This window comes from Chloroflexota bacterium (assembly GCA_020161265.1).
Taxonomy (GTDB): domain Bacteria; phylum Chloroflexota; class Chloroflexia; order Chloroflexales; family Herpetosiphonaceae; genus Herpetosiphon.
Window position 1 is genome coordinate 177,286 of the sequence record JAIUOC010000012.1, and the last position, 23,056, is coordinate 200,341.

At 51.8% G+C, this 23,056-nt stretch carries 15 protein-coding genes; 10 read left to right on the forward strand and 5 right to left on the reverse strand.

The features are described 5' to 3' along the window. The first annotated feature begins 162 nt into the window (after positions 1–162). From LCH85_24265 to LCH85_24285, 5 genes are all read left to right on the forward strand, one after another. Positions 163–1,572, forward strand: coding sequence for a cell division protein FtsK (locus tag LCH85_24265; GenBank protein MCA0355121.1), 1,410 nt, complete (start codon positions 163–165; stop codon positions 1,570–1,572). Between the two features lie 136 nt (positions 1,573–1,708). Next, positions 1,709–2,137 (forward strand): hypothetical protein, encoded by a 429-nt coding sequence (locus LCH85_24270; protein MCA0355122.1) that lies wholly within the window; start codon positions 1,709–1,711, stop codon positions 2,135–2,137. 358 nt (positions 2,138–2,495) lie between these two features. Continuing rightward, positions 2,496–3,263, forward strand: coding sequence for a CHRD domain-containing protein (locus LCH85_24275; protein MCA0355123.1), 768 nt, complete (start codon positions 2,496–2,498; stop codon positions 3,261–3,263). A gap of 116 nt (positions 3,264–3,379) precedes the next feature. Further along, positions 3,380–4,495: a glycosyltransferase family 4 protein gene (locus tag LCH85_24280; GenBank protein ID MCA0355124.1), complete on the forward strand. Its 1,116-nt coding sequence runs from the start codon at positions 3,380–3,382 to the stop codon at positions 4,493–4,495. Between the two features lie 21 nt (positions 4,496–4,516). Then, a complete protein-coding gene (locus LCH85_24285) occupies positions 4,517–6,373 on the forward strand; it encodes a protein kinase (protein MCA0355125.1) in 1,857 nt (618 codons plus the stop codon). Positions 6,374–6,639: 266 nt separating this feature from the next. On the opposite strand, the gene acnA is transcribed toward LCH85_24285, so the two are convergent. Then, positions 6,640–9,357, reverse strand: a complete 2,718-nt coding sequence (acnA, locus tag LCH85_24290; GenBank protein ID MCA0355126.1) for an aconitate hydratase AcnA — start codon at positions 9,355–9,357, stop codon at positions 6,640–6,642. A gap of 450 nt (positions 9,358–9,807) precedes the next feature. On the opposite strand from acnA, the gene priA reads away from it, so the two are divergent. Next, positions 9,808–12,297 (forward strand): primosomal protein N', encoded by a 2,490-nt coding sequence (priA, locus tag LCH85_24295; GenBank protein ID MCA0355127.1) that lies wholly within the window; start codon positions 9,808–9,810, stop codon positions 12,295–12,297. Positions 12,298–12,407: 110 nt separating this feature from the next. Here priA and LCH85_24300 read toward each other — a convergent pair whose 3' ends face one another. After that, complete coding sequence (locus tag LCH85_24300; GenBank protein ID MCA0355128.1) at positions 12,408–13,445, reverse strand: hypothetical protein; 1,038 nt, start codon at positions 13,443–13,445, stop codon at positions 12,408–12,410. Positions 13,446–13,991: 546 nt separating this feature from the next. Here LCH85_24300 and pfkA point away from each other — a divergent pair. From pfkA to LCH85_24315, 3 genes are all read left to right on the forward strand, one after another. Continuing rightward, entirely contained in the window at positions 13,992–14,987 is a 996-nt protein-coding gene (pfkA, locus tag LCH85_24305; protein MCA0355129.1) for a 6-phosphofructokinase, read from the forward strand. A 129-nt stretch (positions 14,988–15,116) separates the two neighbouring features. After that, entirely contained in the window at positions 15,117–15,911 is a 795-nt protein-coding gene (locus LCH85_24310) for a DUF2270 domain-containing protein (protein ID MCA0355130.1), read from the forward strand. A 23-nt stretch (positions 15,912–15,934) separates the two neighbouring features. Next, positions 15,935–17,356 (forward strand): dihydroorotase, encoded by a 1,422-nt coding sequence (locus tag LCH85_24315; protein MCA0355131.1) that lies wholly within the window; start codon positions 15,935–15,937, stop codon positions 17,354–17,356. Positions 17,357–17,545: 189 nt separating this feature from the next. Here LCH85_24315 and LCH85_24320 read toward each other — a convergent pair whose 3' ends face one another. Both LCH85_24320 and LCH85_24325 read right to left on the reverse strand, forming a co-directional pair. Further along, positions 17,546–18,598: a membrane dipeptidase gene (locus tag LCH85_24320; GenBank protein ID MCA0355132.1), complete on the reverse strand. Its 1,053-nt coding sequence runs from the start codon at positions 18,596–18,598 to the stop codon at positions 17,546–17,548. Positions 18,599–18,604: 6 nt separating this feature from the next. Beyond that, positions 18,605–19,090, reverse strand: coding sequence for a DinB family protein (locus LCH85_24325; protein MCA0355133.1), 486 nt, complete (start codon positions 19,088–19,090; stop codon positions 18,605–18,607). A 62-nt stretch (positions 19,091–19,152) separates the two neighbouring features. Here LCH85_24325 and LCH85_24330 point away from each other — a divergent pair, with 62 nt between their 5' ends. After that, positions 19,153–20,316: a DHHA1 domain-containing protein gene (locus LCH85_24330; protein MCA0355134.1), complete on the forward strand. Its 1,164-nt coding sequence runs from the start codon at positions 19,153–19,155 to the stop codon at positions 20,314–20,316. 54 nt (positions 20,317–20,370) lie between these two features. Here the strand turns inward: LCH85_24330 and pheT are convergent, their stop codons facing one another. Next, entirely contained in the window at positions 20,371–22,887 is a 2,517-nt protein-coding gene (gene pheT / locus LCH85_24335) for a phenylalanine--tRNA ligase subunit beta (GenBank protein ID MCA0355135.1), read from the reverse strand. Between the last annotated feature and the right edge of the window lie 169 nt (positions 22,888–23,056).

The following is a 23,056-nucleotide window of genomic DNA, read 5'->3' on the forward strand; positions in this document are numbered from 1 at the left end:
GAGACCAGACCAGGAAAACTATCGGAGGCTGCGTTGATTGTTGGCGTGTCGGTTCAGCAATCAACATGAGTATAATAGCACAAAAGTTCTATTTTGACAAGTAGTTTATGCATAATCATGGAGCCAATGTTTGAGGTTGCATCTGGATAAAGGTGGTTGGGTTTGGACGCTGAAGCACTACAAATTGGGGCATTGATTTTGGCTATGGCTTTGGTGGCCTTGATGTTTCGTCAGCGCTTTGGCCGCGATTGGCGCGAATTTCGGCTGTGGCAAGCCCAACAACGGGCGATTCAACCTGAGCCAACCAGCATCAGCCCATTTAAGCCCTTGGCGACCAGCCTCGATCCACGTACCTTGCCCGAAGCTGGCACGGCCCTGCTCAATCCGCCGCACGATCTACGAGTGTTGGCCCACGAATTGCGCCAAACCAATAAACGCTTTGTGCTGGCTTTAGGCTGGCGTAGTGTTCAGGGCGTGGTTTCGTTGGTGCATGGCTCGTTGATCGACGATTTTACCCATGTGCAAGTCAGCGGAGCAACTGGTTCGGGCAAAGATGGCTGGGTGCGTACCGCATTGCTCTATCTATGTCTCACCAATCCTGCTGAGCGCTTGCAATTGGCTTTGGTCGATGGCAAAGCAGGTTTGTCGTGGCTGGGCTGGCGCGAAAAAGCCCACGTTGGTTTATTTGCCGAAGCTGAGCATGAATTAGCTCCCGCCTTGACATGGTTGACTGAACAGCGATTGCAGCGCCAAAAATTGCTCAAAGCCGCCGAATGCGAGCGCTGGGAAGAATATCAAGGCCACGATCTGCCGTTGTTGGTCGTGTTTATCAGTGAATTGACCTTACTCGAACAAGCGATCGGAGCCAAACAACTTGAGCAATGGCTCAATAGCGAGTTGACCAGTGGTCGTGCCGCAGGCATTCGCTACATTATTGCGACCCAAACATTTAGCAATTTGAGCACGCGTTTTCGTTCGCAAATTAGCTTAGCAGTCGCTGGCTATCAGCCGCGTGATGATGCCGATGAGCCAAATACCACCCTGCCAACTAAGGCCTTCCCCAGTAGTGCCTTGCCACCGTCGCGTTTGCCTAGTCCACCCGCAGGCGCTGGCGTATTTAGCTGTGTTCAAGGCCGCAATGCCGTCACGGTGCGCACGAGCTTTATCGATAAAACCCAGCGCCAACAATTGCTGAGCCTCTTGCCCGACCGCCAACAAGCCTTGCCAACCCTCGAAGCTGCACCAACCAAAGCAGCTAGTTTGCCGATTGCCACCGACCAACCCTTGATTGCGCTCGCCCAAACCCCCAGCCAAAGCTACAATCGCTATGATTTGGCCCAACTTTTGTTGCAATACCTCAATCGCCCTGAACAATTGCTTGATGCTGAGCTTTTTCGCAATGCTTGCGGCATTGAATACAAACGTTTGCGTAGTTATGCTGGCGTGGCTCGCTTGTTTTGGGGCAAAGATGCTGCCCCCAATAAAAGCCGCCTGATCAAGCAAGCCCTCGAACGCCAAGCCACCCCCAATGAACAAGAAATGTTGGCCAATTTGCTGGGTACAGTTGCCTAGAACTCAATTGTGTGCTAAAAAGGTTGTTAAATCTTTCACAAAGAGAAATTAAATCAACACGCAGCAATCAACTCAAACGCGGTACACTTTCTGCAATGAATTGATAAGCGAACCACGATCAGTTGAGGAATGAGCGATGCAAACTCTGCAAGCAGGCACTATCGTACCGAATTTCACCCTTCAAACCGCAATGGGCGAACGATTTAGCCGCAGCGATCTCCGTGGCAAAGCAGCCCTCGTCATTGTGTTTTTGCCCGCCTACGATGGCTTAAATCCAACCTATTTGGCTAATCTCAGCACTGCCGTTCAGCGCTGGTCGCATGAACAAAAAGCTGTGGTTATTTCAGCCGAGGCCTTGCCGCCAACCGAAGGCTTAATCGTGCTGCGTGACCCAGAAGCCAAGGTCATTACCCAATTTTTGGGCGAAGGCAAGGGCGGTTGGTTTATCACCGATCGCTATGGCGAGTTGTATGCCCAAGGTCAAGCGCTCTCAACTGCTGATTTGCCCAAGCCCATGAGCCTTAGTGAATGGCTCGAATACGTCAATATGCGCTGTAGTGGCTAAGTTAAAGGCAGAAGTCAAAGGGCAAAAGGCAAAAACTACCAAAGAAATATATTCCTATTGCCAAAATCCCATAGCCAATAGCCACTTATAGAACTGAGATGAATATGGTTTATCCAACCGCTTCCAGCGATTAAGGCTGCTCCAGCTTTAATCGCTGGTTTGTTTTAGTTGGGGATCGGCAACTGGGGATTGGGGGTCAGATAGCTTAATTCCAATAGTTTCAAAATGCTGATCCCTGACCCCTAACCTCTGATCGCTCAATTAATTTTGGGTATTGACACACAGTGTGTCATTTGCGATAATAGCAGTCATGCGGCGCAGGATTGAATCAAAAAAACAAACATATAGGAGTGTGTTTATGATCAAGCAAGCGATGGTTCGTGGAATTGCAGGATTGACCTTGATTGGATTATTAGCAGCGTGTCAATCGGCGGAATCGACCCAACCAAGTGCAACGACGGCTCCAGCAGCGGCTCACACCCAAATGGCCCATACCAGCAACACCACCGCCAGTCAGCCAGCCAACAATCCAGCCCTTGATACGGCGCTTGATCCCAGCCGTGGGCAAGAAATTGGCTATGTGTATGAAGCATTTTTAAGCCCACACCAAGAGCCAGGCGAAGAGGAAGATGCTCCAGCGCTTACGCCTAATGAGCTACTTTCAAGCGCTCCATCGCAGCCCCGCGCCAATCGCACTTCACGTGGCCACGGTTTCTTGCGAATTACCAAAGATCTCAGCAAGGCCTATGTTGATGTTAAACTCGAAAACGTCAAACCCGAAGATGTGGTGATGTTTCATATTCACTGTGGCAAGCCCGATATCCTTGGCCCAATCTTGATCGACTTCGCCTTCTCGGGCAATATTCAAGAAAATTTGGCTGATGGGACGTTCTCGGTCGAGCTAACCAACACCGATATCGAAAAGGAAAGCGAAGCTGGTTCGGGCTTATTGGGCTTATTCACGGCTGGTTGTCCAATTGTGCCAGGCTTGCCCGACGAAGTTCAAACCATTTCAGGCATGCAGCACATTGCTGAACAAAGTGAGCTTTACTTCAATTTGCACACCAAAGGCCAAACCTTCTATGGTGATATTCGCGGCAAATTGCAACCAGTCAAAAATCCCTAAATTGGCCGAAGCAACGCTCCCTGCTCATATCTGGGCAGGGAGTTGCATTTAACAAATCAACCCCAAATGCGATATGCTACAATGCCTAAGCTAGTTTTGGCGAGAAATAGGGCTGTATGCAGATTGCAATTGATGCTAGTCGTTTGGCGGTTGGGCAGCGCACTGGCACCGAATCATATACAACTGAATTAGTGCGAGCGCTGGCTCAAACTGACCGTACCAACCACTATTGTTTATATGTGAATCAACTCCCCGCAGCGTTGCCCCCACTAGGCCGCAATTGGCGGATCAAGCCGATTCCTGCGCCGCGTTTATGGACGCACTTGCGGCTTGGCCCAACCTGGCAGCTCGATCGGCCAGATGTGGCGTTTGTGCCAGCCCATGTCTTGCCAAGTTTGCCGCCACGTCGCAGCGTTGTGACGATTCACGATTTGGGCTACGAGCACCATCCTGAATCGCACCCCGCTCGCCAACGGCTGTATTTGCGCTACTCAACCTTATGGAGCGCTCGTATGGCCAGCCAGATTATTGCGATCTCCGAAGCCACCAAGCGCGATCTTTTGCACTACACAGGCATTGCCGCCGAAAAAATTAGCGTGATCTACCACGGCGTGCACGAGCGTTTTTATCCTCATTCAAGTGAGCAAACCAAAGCAACTGCTGCCAAATATGGCTTACACGGCGAGTATTTATTATTTATCAGCACAATTCAGCCACGCAAAAATTTGGTACGCTTGATCGAAGCCTATGCCCAAGCCCGCCAACGCTGCCCTGATTTGCCGATTTTGGCCTTGGGCGGCAAAACTGGCTGGCTAACCGAACAAATTACCCAACAAGCTCAACAGTTAGGAATCAGCGATCATGTGGCCTTTTTAGGCTATGTAGCCGATGAAGATTTACCAACGCTGCTCAGTGGTGCGACAATCTATCTGTTGCCATCGCTCTACGAAGGCTTTGGCATGACCGTTTTGGAAGCGATGGCCAGCGGCGTTGCAGTGATTACCAGCAATGTCAGCAGCCTGCCTGAGGTTGCTGGCGATGCAGCCTTGTTGGTCGAGCCGACCCAAACCGCTGCAATTGCCGCAGCGATTGTTGAGCTTTGGCAAAACTCACAGCAACGCCACGATTTCGCTCAACGCGGCCTAGCATGGGCCAAACAATGGACATGGCAGCGCTGTGCTGAACAAACTTTAGCAGTTCTAACAACGGTTGGGCATCATGGCTCATTCTAAACAACGGTGGGTGGAGGAAGCATGCGCATCGAAGATTTAATCGGCAAGCAACTTGGGCGCTATAAGATTAACCGCATTCTTGGGCGCGGCGGTATGGCCGCAGTATTCGAGGCCGAGGATACAATTTTGCGTCGATTGGTGGCGCTCAAGGTGTTGTATGCCCAATATGTGGCCGATGCCAACCTGGTTGAGCGGTTTCGGCGTGAAGCAATTTTGGCGGCTCGCTTGGAGCATGCGCATATCGTGCCAATTTATGATGTTGGCGAATCCGATGGCGTGGTCTATATCGCCATGAAGCTGCTAACTGGGCAGTCGTTGCAAGATAGTTTATTAATTGATAGCACGTTGTCGCCAGAACGAGTTGGCGAAATTGTGCGGCAAGTTGCTAGTGCCTTAGATTATGCCCATGGTCGCGGGGTGGTGCATCGCGATATCAAGCCAGGCAACGTGATGCTCGATGCTGATAATCAAGTTGTTTTGACTGATTTTGGAATTGCCAAATCGCTTGATGCCCCCGGCCTTACTACCACTGGCGTGATGGTTGGCACGCCCGATTATATGGCTCCTGAGCAGATCGATAGCAAAATTGGCCCAGTTGATGCGCGAGCTGATATCTACGCGCTGGCAGTGATGGCCTATCGCATGTTGACTGGGGCACGACCATTCGATGGCTCGACAACTGATATTCTGCTGGCGCATCTTTCGCGTGTGCCCGAAGCGGCCTCGTTGCGCAACCCGCATGTGCCGCCATCGATTGATGCAGTGCTCAGCGCGGCGCTAGCCAAAAATCCTGCTGATCGGACTAAATCGGCAGGCTTATTTGCCCGCGCTTTGAATGAAGCAATTGGTTCGCCAACTGGGATCGCCGCAACTCCGCCACCTGGAGCCAAGCAAGCAGTGGTGATTCCGAGTGTGGCCGCTGAGCAAATTGTGGCCAAAGCTCAAGGGGCGACCCAAACATCAGCTATCACTCGCCGTAAACGCCCTTCAACATGGCCAATTCTCTTGTTAATTGGCTCGATTATTACCGGCGTGCTGATGTTTGTCACTGATACCGTTTTGGATAATCGCCAAGAGGCCAAACAGACCCTTGCAACTGAGGCTGCCGAACGCGGTCAGTATCAAACCCAAGTTGCCCAAATTGGGGTAACGCAAACCGCTTTAGCCGCTCAAATCGACCAAACAGCAACAGCAACCATGCCTGTTCGCAGCACCGCCACGCTTGAAGCGAGCGTCCCTAGCCCTACAGCTGAGGCTGCACAACCAAGCCAAGCTGCTCAAACAACCGCTCGACCCGTTGCAACCCAAGGAGTTCCAGTAGCATCAAGCCCTACAATTGCCCCAACCAATAATCCGCCAACCCCAACCGTGGCAACTCCAACGGTTTTGGCGGCCTGTATTGGACCATTGCAAGGTGGTTTTGGCACGCTTTGGCGCACAAATCCCAACATTGCTGAAGCGTTGGGCTGCCCAAGTAATGGCGAGGCCGCCAGTACTGCCTCAATTCAATATTTTGATGGCGGGATGATGTATTGGGTTGGCAATAGTGATCAAATTTATGTTTACTATGGCGCGGCGGCTAGCGGCTCGTGGCAAAGTTTTGCCAACCCCAACGATCCCTCATATGATGAACCGCGCGAAACCGCGCCTGCTGGCAAATTGGAGCCAATTCGTGGTTTTGGCACGCTCTGGCATACGATTAGTGCCATTCGCTCAGCATTAAGTTGGGCCAATAGCCCCGAATACCCAATTACTGGCGTGGTGCAATATTTTCCCAATGGCATGATGGTGTTCTCGCCAGCCCTCGAAGGTCGTCCCGACCGCATTTGGGTGATGACTAATGATGGCGGCTGGACGCGCTATACCGATCCAAATTAACCTCAAAAGGCAGAAGTCAAAAATCAAAAGAGCATGAAGTAAAAAAGTAGCGGTGCAGATAGAGAATGCTTATTGAACCCACAAAGGACACGAAGAGCACAAAGGTTTAATTTGTCGTTCTAAAGCATTTCGACGCAATTCAGGCATTCAGGCAATCCAATATTAGCGGCTTTCGTGTTCTTCGCGGTTTCAATATTTCTAGTTGCTTAGCATAACAAAATCCCCATGCTGCTCGGAAACAGCATGGGGATTGTTAGTTTTAGCAATTAGGCAGTTTTGGCCAATTGGCGCAGTACAGTGTGGAGAATCCCACCGTTCTTGTAGTATTCAACTTCAACTGGGGTGTCGATCCGCACGACAGCTTGGAAACTGAGTTCGCTGCCATCGGGGCGCACTGCCCGCACGGTCAATTCTGAGCGAGCTTGTAAATCGTCGTTGATACCTTCGACTGAGAAGCTTTCGTCGCCCTTCAAGCCAAGGCTAGCCGCCGATTCGCCAGCGCGATATTGCAATGGCAACACGCCCATCCCGACCAAGTTCGAGCGGTGAATCCGTTCGTAACTTTCGGCGATAACGACTTTTACGCCTAAGAGATAGGTGCCTTTGGCTGCCCAGTCGCGTGAGCTACCAGTGCCATATTCCTTGCCAGCCAAAATCACCAACGGCGTGCCACTGGCTTGATAGGCCATCGAGGCATCGTAGATCGATTGTTGTTCGCCGGTTGGGAAGTAGAGCGTATAGCCGCCTTCAACTCCATTCAACAACAAGTTTTTCAGGCGGATGTTGGCAAATGTGCCACGCATCATCACTTCGTGGTTGCCACGACGTGCACCATACGAGTTGAAATCTTGGGGATTAACGCCGTTATCGATTAGATACTTGGCGGCTGGGCTATTTTTGGCGATTGAACCTGCTGGCGAGATGTGATCGGTGGTTACCGAATCGCCCAACAAGGCCAAAACCCGTGCGCCCTTGATATCGCCGATTGGCGCTGGCTCAGGTTGCAAATCTTGGAAGAATGGCGGGTGTTGGATATAGGTCGAGTCGTTGTTCCAAGCATAGATGTTGCCAGTTGGCGCTTGCACGCGCTTCCAAGCATCACTGCCAGCAAACACATTGCCATATTGTTGGGTAAACATTTCCGGCTTGATCGCTTTGCGCACGGTTTCTTGAATTTCGCTTTGGCTTGGCCAAATATCGCGCAAGTAAACCGGATTGCCTTCTTTATCGTTGCCCAATGGCTCGGTAGCCAAATCGAGATTGATTGTACCAGCCAAGGCATAGGCGACAACCAATGGTGGTGAGGCCAAGTAGGCAGCCTTAACCAATGGATTGATTCGGCCTTCGAAGTTGCGGTTACCGCTCAACACAGCGGCGGCAACCAATTCGCCTTCTTGCACGGCGGCGGCGACTGGCTCAGGCAGTGGCCCGCTATTGCCGATACAGGTGGTACAGCCATAGCCAACGATGTGGAAGCCCAACGCTTCGAGTGGCTCGATCAATTCGGCTTGTTCGAGGTAGCTGGAAACGACCCGTGAGCCTGGTGCCAAACTGGTTTTGACGTAAGGAGCCACAGTCAAGCCTTTTTCGACAGCTTTTTTGGCCAACAAGCCTGCACCCAACATGACCGATGGGTTTGAGGTGTTGGTACAGCTGGTGATCGAAGCAATCACGACTGCACCATGACCAATCGTGGCCGAGTGACCGTTATTTTGCACGGTGGCGGTGTTTTCGGCTTTCTCAGTTGACAAGGCAAAACCACGCTCAGCAATTGGAGCGGTCAACGATTTTTGGAACGATGCTTTGGTGCTGGGCAATTCAACCCGATCTTGCGGGCGTTTGGGGCCAGCAACGCTTGGCACAATCGTCGAAAGATCTAAATGCACAGTGTCGGTGTATTCAGCTTCGGGCGAGTTGGCATCGAGGAACAGGCCTTGGGCTTTGCTGTAAGCTTCGACCAAATCGGCCAATTCATCCGAGCGGCCAGTGCTGCGCAAGAAGTGAATGGTTTCTTGATCGACAGGGAAGAAGCCCATGGTTGCGCCATATTCGGGAGCCATGTTGGCAATCGTTGCGCGATCTGAGAGCGCCATATTAGCCACGCCTGGGCCATAGAATTCGACAAACTTGCCGACCACGCCTTTTTTGCGCAGCAATTCGGTGACGGTCAAGGCTAAGTCGGTGGCGGTAGCGCCTTCAGGCAATTGGCCAGTTACTTTGAAGCCAATAACTTCAGGCAAGAGCATGTAGATTGGCTGACCAAGCATCACGGCTTCGGCTTCGATCCCGCCAACACCCCAGCCAACCACGCCAAGGCCGTTGATCATGGTGGTGTGCGAGTCAGTCCCAACCAACGAATCGGGCAGGGCTACCAATTCGCCTTCTTCAGTGAATACTTGAACAACTTTTGCCAAATATTCAAGGTTGACTTGGTGCACAATCCCGGTTTCGGGTGGCACGACGCTGAAGTTATCGAAGGCTTGCTGGCCCCATTTCAAAAACTCATAGCGTTCGGCGTTGCGTTCAAATTCGCGCTCGGCATTGAAGAACAAAGCCATTTTTGAGCCGAATTGATCGATTTGCACCGAGTGGTCGATCACCAAATCGACCGGAACCAATGGGTTAATTCGTTGGGGATCGCCACCTTGCTGAGCCATTGCAGCCCGCATTGCAGCCAAGTCAACTACTGCCGGAACACCCGTGAAGTCTTGCAAAATTACGCGGGCTGGCTTAAACGGAACTTCGATTTTTTCGGGGTTAGCGGCATTCCAACGCGCCATATTCTCAACATCTTGTTTGGTTACGGCAAAACCATCGTTGTTGCGCAGCATAGCTTCCAACAACACCTTAATTGAGAACGGCAATTTGGAGACGGCGGCAATTCCATCTTCTTCGAGTTTGTTGAGCCGATAGTAAACCAACGACCGATCACCGACGGTCAACGTGGCTTTGGCCCCAAAATCATCTTGGCGTTTGTGCGTCATCGCAACCTCTCTAGGCACTAATGGGTCATCCCAAGCATCAGGACATGCTGGGTCTAGAACAATTGCTTGTTTCTAGTTCTAGCTCTTATGGTACTCGCCGCCTGCCGTTCCTGCAACTAGAGAGACCCTTGGCTTAACATAGGCTTTATCTATGCTTAATCGTCGTTGTAATAGATATTTCTTTGAGCATTGCTCCACGAGGTATGTAGCTATTGGCTATCGGCTATCGGTTTAGGGGATTATTCAGTTTACCAACCACATCTCCGATAGTCCAGAGCCATCAGCCTATAGCCAAAAATCTCTGTGCCTCTGCGTTAAATTTAATCCTGACTTCTACCCGACCCGATACTTTCATCCCTCATCCCTCATCCTTCATATTAAAAATAAGCTAGCAAGCATGTGCTATGATGAAGCTGCGCTGTTTTGTGTGAAGGAAATGCATTCGCCGTTATGTATGCCCACGTTGCGCTCAATGCCTATTTGCCCGATAACCCCGATGCGATTTTGACCTATGCCGTACCGCCGCATCTTCGGCCTTTGAGCGTAGGTGCATTGGTGTGGGTTCCACTTGGGCCACGTCGCGTGCAGGGCGTGGTTTTAGAATTTAGCACTCAACGACCCCAAGGTTTTGTGGTGCGCGATATTTTAGAACATGCCGACCCCGAAGCGATCGCTGCCCCAGCCCAATTGGCCTTGGCGCAGTGGTTTAGCCAAACTCAGGCCGTGCGGCTGTGGGATGCTGTGCAATTGACCATGCCACCAGGTGTAAAGCAAGAAATTGAGCGCACTTGGCGGCCAACTGAGCATGGCCAGAAGATCGAACTTGGCACGCTTGACGAGCGCGAACGGGCGATTTTGTTTCATTTACGACGGGTTGGCGAGCAAAGCGAGCGTCAGCTGCGCGTTGATTTACGTGGCTCAGACGCTGATCTGCGGCGTAGTTATACCGAATTGCATGAACGTGGCTTGATTGCCTTGGGTAGTTTGGTTTCACGACCTGCGGCCAAACCCAAACGTGAATGGAGTGCCCAGCCAACCAGCGCCAATCCAGCCGAAGCCTTGGCTGAGTTGAGCAAAGCGCCACGCTTGGCCGCAATTTTTCAGGCGATTTTAGAACAAGCAGTGGATGGCGAGCCAGTGCTGTTGCCTGAGTTGCGTGATGTTGGCGCAACCTTGAACCATTTGCGTAGTTTGGCCTTGCGCAATTTGATTCAGCTTGAGCAAATTGAGGTGCGCCGCGACCCGCTGCTGGGGCGCATCCCACCCTTGGAGTTTCCGCCCGAGCTGACGCTTGAGCAAGAACGTGGTTGGCGGCAAATTGTTGCGGCCCAAGATACAGCAAGTCGAACTGGCAAGGCTAAACCAATGTTGCTGCATGGCGTGACGGGTAGTGGCAAAACCGAGCTGTATCTACGGGCAATTGGCCGAGCTTTGCGCAATGGCGGCCAAGCTTTAGTGCTCGTGCCTGAAATCGCCCTGACAACCCAGCTGGTGCGCCGTTTTGCTGCCCGCTTTCCGCAACAATTGGCGGTGCTGCACTCCGAGTTGAGCGTTGGTGAGCGCTACGATGAATGGCGGCGTTTGCGGCGTGGCGATGCTCAGGTGGCAATTGGCTCACGTTCAGCAATTTGGTCGCCGATGGGCAAATTGCAGCTGATTATTGTTGATGAAGAACATGAACATTCCTTCAAGCACGAGGCCACGCCCTATTATCACGCCCGTGATTTGGCAGTAAAATTGGCCGAATTGGCTGGAGCTGTGTTGATTTTGGGCAGTGCCACGCCCTCGCTAGAAACAGCCTACGCCGTGCAGATCAACAAATATGAAGTGTTGGAATTGCACGAACGGGTTGGGCGCAAAACGGTGGCAGGGGTCACCAAAGCTGATCCTATCCCCATGCCGCCAGTGCAAATTGTGGATATGCGCAGCGAACTCAAGGCGGGTGTGCGTTCGATGTTTAGTCGCCCGTTGCAAAGTGCGATTCAACGCACCCTCGATAAGCGCGAACAAACGATTTTATTTTTGAATCGGCGTGGGATTGCCTCGTTTGTGATGTGTCGCGATTGTGGCACGACGATTCAATGCCCCCGTTGTGCCGTAGCCTTGGCGGTGCACGCAACCGAGGGCGACGCGGCTGCACCTGCGACCCTGCGTTGCCATTATTGTGGCCATGTCGATTGGGTTCCGCGCAACTGCCCAAGCTGTTTCAGCACCCGCATTCGTGATTTTGGGGTCGGTACGCAGCGGGTGGTTGAAGAGGTCAAATTGCTCTATCCTCAAGCGCGGGTGATGCGCTGGGATCGCGATGTGACTGGGCGCAAAGGCTCACACGAAGCGTTACTGAATCAATTTACCCAGCACGAAGCCGATATTTTGGTGGGAACTCAGATGGTTGCCAAGGGCTTTGATTTGCCGTTGGTGACCTTGGTTGGAGTGATTACCGCCGATACTGCGCTGAATTTGCCCGATTTTCGTTCGGGCGAGCGCACATTTCAATTGTTGGCGCAAGTGGCGGGGCGGGCAGGACGGCGGGCGGGCGGCGGTCAGGTGATTATCCAAAGCTATAATCCTGAACATTATGCAATTCAGGCTGCCGCCCAGCACGATTATCGTCAATTTTATCGCGAAGAAATTGCCTTTCGCCGCACCGCCCACTATCCACCATTCAGCCGCTTGATTCGCTTTATGACACAATCGCCATCGAACAAAACTGTCGAGCGGGTTGTGCGCCAATTCGATACCCAACTGCGCGAGGAGCTAGAACGGCGGCGCATCCGCGATTGGGCGATTATTGGACCGTCGCCAGCCTTTTTGCAAAAAGTGCGCGACCTCTATCGTTGGCATATTCTGGTGCGCCTGCCCGACCCGACTGATTTATTGCATGACTTAAAAATCCCCTCAGGCTGGACGATCGACGTTGATCCGATTAGTTTGTTGTGATCGCAAAGAATATACCAAACTGAATTTATGATGATCCACGAAGAGCACGAAGAGCACGAAGAATGTATAAATGGTTGTCCTTTGCGTCCTTCGTGTCCTTTGTGGATCACTCATGCTCTTTGTTCATCGCTGACCAAAACGGCTTTGCGTCGGGTAAACAGCTTGGCAAGTTGCAGCACCAGCCAAATCAACAAAGCTAGCACAGCGATTAGCGCATATTCAATCACTGGGATGCGCACAATTTCATCGATTTTATCCCATCCGCGCCATGTGTAAATGCCAATCACCAGCGCGAGATAGCCGCCGCCTAGTACCCAGCGCCAAGCCTTACTCAAGCCCAAGCCATGCATCTGGGTGATAACGAAAATGCCGAAAAAGCCAAAGAAGAACATTGGCCAGAAGCCAGTTGGCCCAGCCTGAACGAAAGCCACCATCGCGCCGTGAAAGAGCACCATCACCTCTTGGGTCAGCATCCACCAGCGATTAACGTGGATGCGGGTGAGAAATAGGCTCCCTTGAAGCAGCAAAAAGAACATATAGATGAAACCAACCAAATGGCCGCTGCTGGTTTCCATCGGGTGATACCAAAAAGTATAAATAGCTGCCCATGAGAAAACATAGCCATGATATTGACGGGCTGCGCGGCCAATTTCCTTGCCGATTGGTGCACGCTTGCCCATAAACAAACCACGGCGGCTATTTTCCATCAACAAAATCCAGACCAGCATGACAATTACGGAGCCTTGTGAGCTGAAGATCGACACATCTTGGGCTAATCCGTCGTACCAAAAATGGGTCTGAATGAAGTGCAAAATGATAAAGAGCGCATTTGCCCCAAGCGCTACCCAATTGATCGTTTGCAAGCCCTTGGTATATTTTTTGACTCGCGTTTGAGCGTAGTAAATTGCGCCCCAAATTGTTAGTTGATGCAATAAATAGCCGCCCCAAGCGGTTACGCGCGACCAAAGCGTTGGGTTAGGCAATTGCCAATAATACCAACTTGCGCCTTGATCGGGCAGCTTTTCGATCGCGTGTAAGCGCTGACCAGCCCACCAAATCAACGCAGTAAAGCCAAAACTGAATACAATTCCCAGCCAAAGCGCCGTTTGGGCTGAACGCGGCGGCGACTGATCAAGCGACGATTGCATACAAAACCCCTTTGATAGTAAGGATGAAGGATGAGGGATGAAAAAGAACTGAGAACATAGAGCAGTCGGCACTAAGTTGTAGGCTTTGGATTAAGCAACCTTTGCGCTCTTCGCGTCCTTTGTGGTTTCGTTCGGCGTGCTCTTCGTGGTTGAAAATTTCATCCTTCATAATTCATCCTTCATCCCTACGCAAACGCTTGCTATTTGGATTGAACAATGCCATGATAAGCAAGAAATGAATTAGCAACGCAATAGTCGCTTCTTGGTATAATGGGGCGCACCAAGGCCGAGGCACATATGCGAAAATCGTCAACCAATCGGCTACTCCTGTGGGTAGCAATCGCAATCGTTTTGTGGGTGGTAATCCGGCGAACTTCAATCGTCATTGTCGTTCCAGTAAGTGGGTTTGGTTTTCTGGGGTTTCTGGTGGCGAGTGTGATCTTGGTCTGGTGGCTCTTACGAAAAGTGTTTTGAACTCAATGGCAAGGGAGCCATCGACGGCACTGTCGCCGCTTCAAGCATTAATAACTTCAATGAGGTTTGATCATGCATCGCATTGCCGTTTTAACCAGTGGTGGCGACTCCCCAGGGATGAATCCCGCAATTCGTGCAGTCACACGGACTGCGCTCCATGCAGGTTGTGAAGTGTTTGGCGTATATCGAGGCTATGCTGGCCTCATTCAAAATGATATGCGTCGGCTTGAATATAAAGATGTTGGCGGCATTATTCAACGGGGTGGCACAATGCTGCTCACCGCCCGCTCGCCCGAATTTATGACTCCCGCTGGCCGTGAAAAAGCCATGGAGAATTTGCGCTGGCATGGCATCGAAGGCTTGGTGGTGATTGGCGGCGATGGTTCGTTGCGCGGGGCAGCGGCCCTGACCGCTGAACATGGCCTGCCCACAATCTGTCTGCCAGGCACAATCGATAACGATATGTACGGCACTGATATGAGCATTGGTGCTGATACGGCGCTCAACACGGTGTTGGAAGCGATTGATAAAATTAAAGATACGGCTTCATCGCACCAACGCGCCTTTATCATCGAAACCATGGGTCGTCACTCAGGCTATTTGGCCTTGATGGGTGGTTTGGCTGGCGGCGCTGAGGCAATTTTAATTCCCGAAATTCCTGATACTACGATTGAAGATGTGGTTGAAGTGATCAAGCGTTCGTTTCGCAAGGGTAAAACCAACTGCGTGATTGTGGCAGCCGAAGGGGCGCATTTGAACGCCCAAACCATCCAAGACCAAATTAACCAAATCGATGCCGAGGAAAGCGGCTTTAGCTTTAGCTTCCGCACGCGGGCCACAATTTTGGGTCATATTCAGCGCGGCGGCTCGCCCTCGGCCTTTGATCGCACGTTGGCAACCCGGCTTGGTTCGGGCGCGGTCGAGTTGTTGCTATCAGGCAAGAATGGTGGTTTGGTTGGCATGCAATCACGCAAATTAACCGTCACGCCCTATGATGAAGTGCTGGCGAATCCCAAAGTGCTTGATGCCAAGCTCTACGAACTTTCCAAAATTCTTGATCGCTACTAAAGAACAAAGAGCATAGAACATAGAACAGAGCGATCATGAGGACTTAATTGATCCGACGAGCGAAAAGAGCATAGCTGAATGTTGTTCTATGCTCTTTGTTCTATGTTCTTATGCACAAAGGTACTGGCTATGCAACGCCCAACCTTTATTCCGCCGAGCCCGACTGAGCCACCAACCATGCGTGGCCCACGGGTTACCACAGCCGCACCAATGCCCCGTGCGCCGCTGCCAATTACTCGACCGCTAACTCCCAATGAATTTAACACCGCCTTGGTGCATTTGTATCGTGGCGAATTGACTCGCGCCAACACATGGCGGGTACGACTCGATGGCACAACCAATTGGGCCGTGCTAACAACTGGGGCGACGCTTTCGTTTGCCTTCAGCAGCCCCAGCAATACCCCCGTGATGATTCTGCTCAATTCGTTGTTGATTATGTTTTTCTTGTTTATCGAGGCGCGGCGCTATCGCTTTTACGATTTGTGGCGGACGCGGGTGCGGGTGATGGAAACCGAATTTTTCGCCGATATGCTTGCACCAGAGCCAGATAGCGATACTGGCGGGCCACATTGGCGCGAACTTTTGGCCCAAGATTTAATGGAGCCACATTTTAATATTAGCCTACTCGAAGCCATGAGCCGACGTTTACGGCGTAATTATGTATGGATTTTTGCCCTGCTGGCTTTGAGCTGGGTCACCAAAGTGGGCATTCATCCTACAATTGCCCAATCGTTTGGTGAGGTGTATGATCGGGCGGCGGTAGGCCCGTTGCCAAGTTGGTTTATGCTCTTGTTTGGGGCGGCCTTCAATGGTGGCTTAGTCTGGCTAGGTTGGCTAGGCGAGCAATCACAAGAATCAAGTGGCGAAATTCTGAGCCGTAACGAAGCCCGCGATAAAATGGGCAGCGGTACGCCCAACGAATAAACGCCCAATCAGTGGAGTTCTACATGTCACGGATTGTGATCAAAAACGGCTGTATCATCGATCCAGCCCGCAAAACTGCGACCGTCGGGGATTTGGTGCTAGAAAATAATCGGGTACGCGAGGTTATCGAGTTGGCCATGGCTCCCGATTCTTATGGCGATGATGTTGAATTTATCGATGCTTCGGGCTGTTTTGTGACCCCTGGCTTCATTGATATTCATACCCACTTGCGCGAACCAGGTTTTGAAGGCAAGGAAACCATTGCCACCGGCATGGATGCGGCAGTGCGTGGTGGCTATACCACGATTTGCCCGATGCCCAACACCAATCCTTCGCTGGATTCGGCTCCGCTGATTCGCCAACAATTTGATATTGCTGCCCGCCATGGGCCAATTCATGTGCTACCAATCGGCGCAGTTACGCTTGGTCGCGAGGGCAAGGTACTGGCTCCCTTGGTCGAATTGGCCGAAGCTGGCGCACATGGCTTTAGCGATGATGGCTCGCCCGTGTGGGATGCCCACATCATGCGTCAAGCCCTGTTATATAGCAAAATGACTGGCCGCCCGGTAATGAACCACTGCGAAGATTTGAGCATCGTGCGCGGCGCTCCAATGAACGAAGGTGCTGTTGCCACTCGTTTGGGCTTGAGTGGTTGGCCTGCTGCTGGCGAAGAGGTGATGATCGCCCGTGATATTGCTTTGGCCGAGGAAACAGGCGGGCGTTTACACATCTGCCATGTCAGCACCGCTGGCGGCGTGGAATTGATTCGGGCGGCTAAGGCTCGTGGCGTGCGCGTGACCGGCGAAGTTACGCCGCACCATTTGACCATGACCGATCGCTGGGTGCTGGGCAGTATGGAGCCATGGGATGGCAAAGGCCCATACGATCCTTCGCAATTAGCACCTTACGATACCCGTACTCGCGTCAGCCCACCCTTGCGCACCAGCGAAGATGTGGCAGCGCTGATTGCAGGCCTACGCGATGGCACAATCGACGCAGTAGCTACCGACCATGCCCCGCATACCCATGTCGATAAAGAATGTGAATATGGCTTTGCCGCCCCAGGTTTCACTGGCTTGGAACTAGCCTTGCCCATGGTGTTGACCTTAGTCCAGACCATGCAGATCGATATTGTCGAATTAATTTCACGGATGACGATTGGCCCTGCGGCAATTATCGATGTGCTGCCAATTTCGTTGGGGCCAAACGACCCCGCTACCTTGACGATTTTTGATCCAGCAGCAATTTGGAAGGTGACCCCAGAAGCCTTGGCTTCGAAAGGCAAAAACAGCCCTTTGATGGGCCAAGAGATGCGTGGACAAGTGATGCTGACCATGATGGAAGGCCAGATCGTCTATCGCCGCGAGCAGTTTGGTGAATCCAGCCGCCGCGAGCATGGTGGAGCCGTCGGCAAACTCAGCGGCGTATTCGATGAAGAAGAGTAAAATCAGAGCATAGAACATAGAACATAGAACATAGAGCGTATTTAACCACGAAGGATGCGAAAGACACGAAGTGAGTAGGCGTTTGGCTATCGGGGATTGGTTGGAAATATAAATACATGTTCCGATAGCCAAACGCCTTCAAGCATAGCCGCAACCTTCATATCCTTCGTGGATCACAAACTCCGCAACTTAGACAATTCGTTGGAACCAGCGTAACCAGTTTTGGCCGAGCACATTGGCAATATCGTTTTCGCGCCAGCCTCGTTCGGCCAAGGCTTGGCCAATTTTGGGTAAATCGCTCCAGCGATCAATTTCAGCCGGAATCATCTCAACTCCAAAGCCACCATCGAGGTCGGAGCCAAGCGCCACATGCTGCGTATTACCTGCAAGCTGACAGATATGTTCAATTTGCGCCACCACATGCTCTAACGTGACATGATTTTTGCTGCCATCCCAATCGGCCCGCAGCATACGATTGTAAAGCGCAATTCCAATCACGCCATCACGTTCAATAATTGCTTTGATCATCGCATCACTTAAATAGCGATCTTGGTGGCTGGCTCCAGCCAATAAGCTGCGACAATTGGAGTGCGAGGCCGAAATTGGCCCTTGAAAATGTTCAAGCGCTTGCCAGAAACTTTCCTCTGCCAAATGACTGGCATCGAGCGCCACCCCTAACGTTTGCATCAATTCCAATAATTCCAAGCCCAAGCTAGTGAATGGGCCTGGTGCGCCCGTACCACCAGCATAGCGGGTTGCCTGCCACGCTGGGCCAAGCCAACGTAAACCCGCCGCATACCACTCGATCAACTCATCGGGCGTGCGCAAGCCATCGGCTCCTTCCATCAACAAGACCAACCCTGGCACAGACTCGTTGCGAGCTTGAATCGCTTGGAGTGCTGGTTGATTGTCGATAAAGTGCAAATGACCAGCGGCACATTGCTGTTTATACCAATTCAGTTGCTCCCATGCTTGATCGTGGGCTTCGTCGGGGGTGGCATAGGCCACGCCATCAAGCGTCGTTTGGGCATCTGCTGGCAAAATAAAAATTGTGCCACACACAATACTTGGGGTGTGCAAGCCAATTTCAGCCAAGGTGGTGGTCAATGTACCAGCCTCAGCAATCCATTCGCTAGTTTGTTCGGCGGCGCGTTGGCGACCATGATCAACCGTTTGGGTCAAATCGCGGCCAAGATTAATTGCGTTATAAGCCAAATCGAGGTGTGCATCAACGAGAATCATGAAGCCTCATTCTAGCGAGCGTAGGCCCGTTTCGATTTCATTGCGATGTAGGCGAATATGCAATGAAATCAGATTTAATAATTGCTCAAGGGTCATCTGTTGCTTTTTAACAAATTCGACGGGTAGTGCTAAATCGGCTGGTTGCAACGTTGCAATATATTCAGCCAATTGCACGCCAGTTTTATCCCAATGTTGGCGAATTTCGCCAAAGCTCTTGCCTTCCCACGCCGCAACTTGCTCAATATTCATGCGATCAACATCAAAATCGGGGGCAAAAATTGGGCTGGTATCGCCTGTTTGGGCTTGTTGCTGTTGTTTTTGCACTAAACGCAAAATTTGGCGTGAGGTCAGGGCAATATGGGCCACAATTTGCCAAGCGTTCCAGCCATCGTCACGAATTGGCTGATACAAATTAGCCTCGGTTTGCTCAGCCACAATCGTCCAAACCCGTTCAGTTTCTTTGGCGTAATACTCGGCGGCCTTACTCGTCATTGAGGTTCCTCCTTGACACAGATTGATCTATCATAGCATATTCTGTTTTGCAGGAGCAGTTGATGAGCACTGAACGACTTTATTGGCAGGATGCCTATTTGCGTGAATGGTCAGCCCAGATTGTGGCCCGCGACCAGCAACGGGTGGCGCTTGATCGCAGCGCTTTTTATCCCGAAGGTGGTGGTCAGCCCACTGATCATGGCTGGGTCAACGGGGTGGTCGTGGTCGATGTTCAGGCTGATGAGCAGGATTTGGTGTGGCATACGCTCGCTGAGCCAATTGATGCTGAGACTGTCGAATGTCGCCTGGATTGGCAACGGCGCTTTGATCATATGCAGCAACATCATGGTCAACACTTACTTTCGGCAGCATTTGATCAGCTATTCAATTGGCGCACGGTTGGTTTTCACCTTAGCAGCGAGTATGTCACGATTGATTTGGCCACCAGCGAAGCCAGCCCTGCGCAACTTGCTGAGGCCGAAACCCTCGCTAATCAAGTAATTTGGCAAAATTTGCCGATTTTGGCGCGATTTGTCAGCGCCGAAGAACTCGCCACGCTGGCCTTACGCAAAGCTCCCAGCGTAACCGGAGCAATTCGCGTGGTTTCGGCTGGCGATTTTGATCATTCAGCTTGTGGCGGAACCCACCCCAATGCCACTGGCGCAGTTGGTCAGATTCATATTCGGCGTAGCGAAAAGCGTGGCGAGAGTGTGCGGATTGAATTTGTGTGTGGTGGACGAGCATTGCAGGATTTGCGTTGGAAGAATGCTGCGCTTGGCCGAATCGCCGCAGGTTTTAGCGTGGCTCAACCTCAAGCCGAGCAAGCAGTCGAGCGATTACGTGAGCAAGAACAACAAGTACGCAAACAGTTTCAACAGGCCGAGCAACAACTATTGGAGTTTGAAGCCAAAGCGTTGGTTGAGCAAGCTCAGCGGATTGGTCAATTAAAGGTTGTCGCCCAAGTTTGGCAGCGCGAAGCGCAAACCGTGCGCCAACTGGCTAATTTGGTGGCTCAAGCAGGGGGGGTAGCCTTGTTTGGTGTGGCCTCCAGCAAACCCCAATTAATCTTTGCCGGCCAAGGTTTGGATTGCGGGGCGATTTTGCGGCAGGTCGTGGCAGCATTTGGCGGCAAGGGTGGTGGTAGCGCTCAACAAGCCCAAGGTGGTATTGCTGAGGCCAACGATTTAGCCGCAGCCTTGGAATTGGCAAAACAGCAAATTGCTTAAATAGCAAATGCAGGCATGCCGAATGTACAGCATGCCTGCATCACTTGAAATAGTTTAGCTACGAATTTGCACGCCCAACTCGCGTTCAAGCTGCTTGAGCAAACGTTCGCGGGTTTTGAGTAAATCTTTGTCGGCCAAGGTGCGATCAGGGGCGCGGAAGCGTAGGCGGAAGGCTAAACTGCGCTGACCAGCCGGAATCGGTGAGCCAGTGTAGACATCAAACAAACGCACATCTTCTAAGAATTCGCCACCATACTGCTTGATGGTTTTAGCAATCAGATCGGCGGCTAGCTCATCGTTGGCAACCAAAGCCAAATCTTGCACCGTGGCGGGGAAGCGCGAGATGCTGGTATATTTGGTCGGTTGGCTGACCTTGAGCAATTGATCAACGCTTAGTTCAGCGATACAAACTCGTGGCACGCTGAAGCCAAAGCGATCGCGCACCAAAGGATGCAACTCACCAAACACCCCAACAACCACTTCATCGACCACGATTTTAGCGCTACGGCCTGGGTGTAAACGCTCGTCGCTGGCAACTTGGAAGCTGGCGCGATCGCGCAAACCGTGGCGACGTAATACTTCCTCAATCACGCCTTTGAGGTCGAAGAAATCGAAGCTTTCGGGAGTTGGTTGGCTCCAAGTGCTTGGTTGGCGCGTGCCAGCCAAAATAAGTGCCAAGTTGCGTGGCTCGTCGGGTAGCAATTGGCCCGCCACAGGGTGGAACACTGCGCCAATTTCAAATAGGGCTACCCGTTCGCGTTCGCGCAAATCGCCGACCACAATGCTCAACAATTCAGGCAAGATCGAGCGGCGCATCACCGATCGCTCAGGAGTTAATGGGTTTTCCAAGCGCACAAATTGTTCAGCGGTCGCCCCATTTTCGCCTACATACACCGAATTTTGCAGGGTATCATTGCTGAGCGAGTAGCTAATTGCTTCATCTAAACCTGCGGCTACCAACATATCGCGCAAGCGTTCGGTGGCCTCGAACAACGGATTGGCGCGTTGGGTGGGCAAGGTATCGGCCATCAAGGCTTCGGGGATGCGATCATAGCCATACATACGGGCCACGTCTTCGAGCAAATCGGCTTCAATTTCAACATCGGTGCGATGGGCTGGCACTAGCACATGCAAAGCTGGGCCACGGCTTGATTCAACTACCGCGCATTCAAAACCCAAACGCCCAAGCAAATTGGCAACTTCGACTTGCTCAAGATCGATCCCCAAGATGCGCTTAACTTCGCCCAAGGCTAATTCAATTTCGCGGCGGGCGAAGGGCATGGGGCAAACATCAACCAAGCCATTAGCAATCGTCCCGCCAGCTAATTGTTGAATTAAGTTCAACCCGCGAATCGTTGTGCGTGGTGGCAGCGTTGGGTCAACGCCTTTTTCAAAGCGTTTTGATGCTTCGGAGAAAAGCTTGAAATGTTGGGCCGTGCGGCGAATCGCAATTGGATTCCACAAAGCAGCTTCATATAACACATTGACCGTGTTATCGCTAATTTCCGAGGCTGCACCACCCATAACCCCAGCCAAACTTGATGGGCCATTGGGATCGGCCACAACTGTATCGATTGGCCGCAATTCGCGCACACTATGATCAAGAGTTTCGAGCTTTTCGCCCGCCGCTGCTGGTCGAATAATCAAGCGCCCTTGGGCCACCTGATCTGCATCGAAGGCATGGCTTGGCTCGCCTAGTTCCAACATCACATAATTGGTAATATCAGCAATGTTGTTGATTGGACGCTGGCCCGCCAAACGTAAGCGCCGTTGCATCCACCATGGCGAAGGTGCAATCTTCACCCCTTCGATCAAACCAGCGACAAAGCGTGGGCAAATACTCGAATCAACAATCTCAACCTGAATTTTATCGGCGATGGCTGGGCCATTGGTTGGCAAATCGAAGCTGGGCATGCGCAATTCGGCCCCAGTTAAGGCTGCCACTTCCCGCGCTACCCCCAGAATGCTCAGGGTATGGGCATAGTTAGGAGTCGTTTCAATTTCTAAAACGGCATCGCCCCAATAATCGGCCAAGGGCGTGCCAACTGGCGCATCATCGGGCAAGAAGATAATGCCATCATGTTCGTCGGAGAGCGCCAACTCCATCTCAGAGCACACCATGCCTTCGGATGGTACGCCGCGCAATTTGGTTGGCTTGAGCGTCAACCATTGGCGAGTTTCGCTATGGCCATCGAGCAAGCGAGCGCCTTTAGTGGCTAGCACCACTTTTTGGCCGCTCATGCCAAATTCAATATTCGGTGCGCCAGTCACCACCGTTAATTCGCGGCCTTCGCCGTAGGCAATTCGCGGCAATTTTAGGCGTTCAGCATTGGGGTGTGGTTGCACATCAACAATCTGGCCCACGAAAATCGTCTCACGATCCCAAGGAATATAATCTGGTGGGGTGGTGCTGCTCAGATCGGGTGCCCACGCTGAGCCGGCAGGAGCTTGCAGCCCGACATAATCAATGCTGGCAACTTCCAAGCCCGCCCGCGTGAGACGCTCGGCCAATTCTTCTGGGCTAATCGTTATATCAACAAATTCGCGTAACCACGAAAGCGGTACTCGCATGCCGTTTTACCTCATCGTATCTAGTAGTTTAAGCCAATCAGCATTATACAAGATAAGCCAACAGTATAAAGGATGAGGGATGAGGGATGAGGGATGAGGGATGAGGGATGAGGGATGAGGGATGAGGGATGAGGGATGAGGGATGAGGGATGAGGGATGAGGGATGAGG

Bases quoted from the DNA above. Each gene is read 5' to 3' on its own strand.
- LCH85_24270 (MCA0355122.1), top strand. From the start codon at position 1,709: ATGCAAACTCTGCAAGCAGGCACTATCGTACCGAATTTCACCCTTCAA.
- LCH85_24275 (MCA0355123.1), top strand. From the start codon at position 2,496: ATGATCAAGCAAGCGATGGTTCGTGGAATTGCAGGATTGACCTTGATT.
- LCH85_24280 (MCA0355124.1), top strand. From the start codon at position 3,380: ATGCAGATTGCAATTGATGCTAGTCGTTTGGCGGTTGGGCAGCGCACT.
- LCH85_24285 (MCA0355125.1), top strand. From the start codon at position 4,517: ATGCGCATCGAAGATTTAATCGGCAAGCAACTTGGGCGCTATAAGATT.
- acnA (MCA0355126.1), bottom strand. From the start codon at position 9,357: ATGACGCACAAACGCCAAGATGATTTTGGGGCCAAAGCCACGTTGACC.
- priA (MCA0355127.1), top strand. From the start codon at position 9,808: ATGTATGCCCACGTTGCGCTCAATGCCTATTTGCCCGATAACCCCGAT.
- LCH85_24300 (MCA0355128.1), bottom strand. From the start codon at position 13,445: ATGCAATCGTCGCTTGATCAGTCGCCGCCGCGTTCAGCCCAAACGGCG.
- pfkA (MCA0355129.1), top strand. From the start codon at position 13,992: ATGCATCGCATTGCCGTTTTAACCAGTGGTGGCGACTCCCCAGGGATG.
- LCH85_24310 (MCA0355130.1), top strand. From the start codon at position 15,117: ATGCAACGCCCAACCTTTATTCCGCCGAGCCCGACTGAGCCACCAACC.
- LCH85_24315 (MCA0355131.1), top strand. From the start codon at position 15,935: ATGTCACGGATTGTGATCAAAAACGGCTGTATCATCGATCCAGCCCGC.
- LCH85_24320 (MCA0355132.1), bottom strand. From the start codon at position 18,598: ATGATTCTCGTTGATGCACACCTCGATTTGGCTTATAACGCAATTAAT.
- LCH85_24325 (MCA0355133.1), bottom strand. From the start codon at position 19,090: ATGACGAGTAAGGCCGCCGAGTATTACGCCAAAGAAACTGAACGGGTT.
- LCH85_24330 (MCA0355134.1), top strand. From the start codon at position 19,153: ATGAGCACTGAACGACTTTATTGGCAGGATGCCTATTTGCGTGAATGG.
- pheT (MCA0355135.1), bottom strand. From the start codon at position 22,887: ATGCGAGTACCGCTTTCGTGGTTACGCGAATTTGTTGATATAACGATT.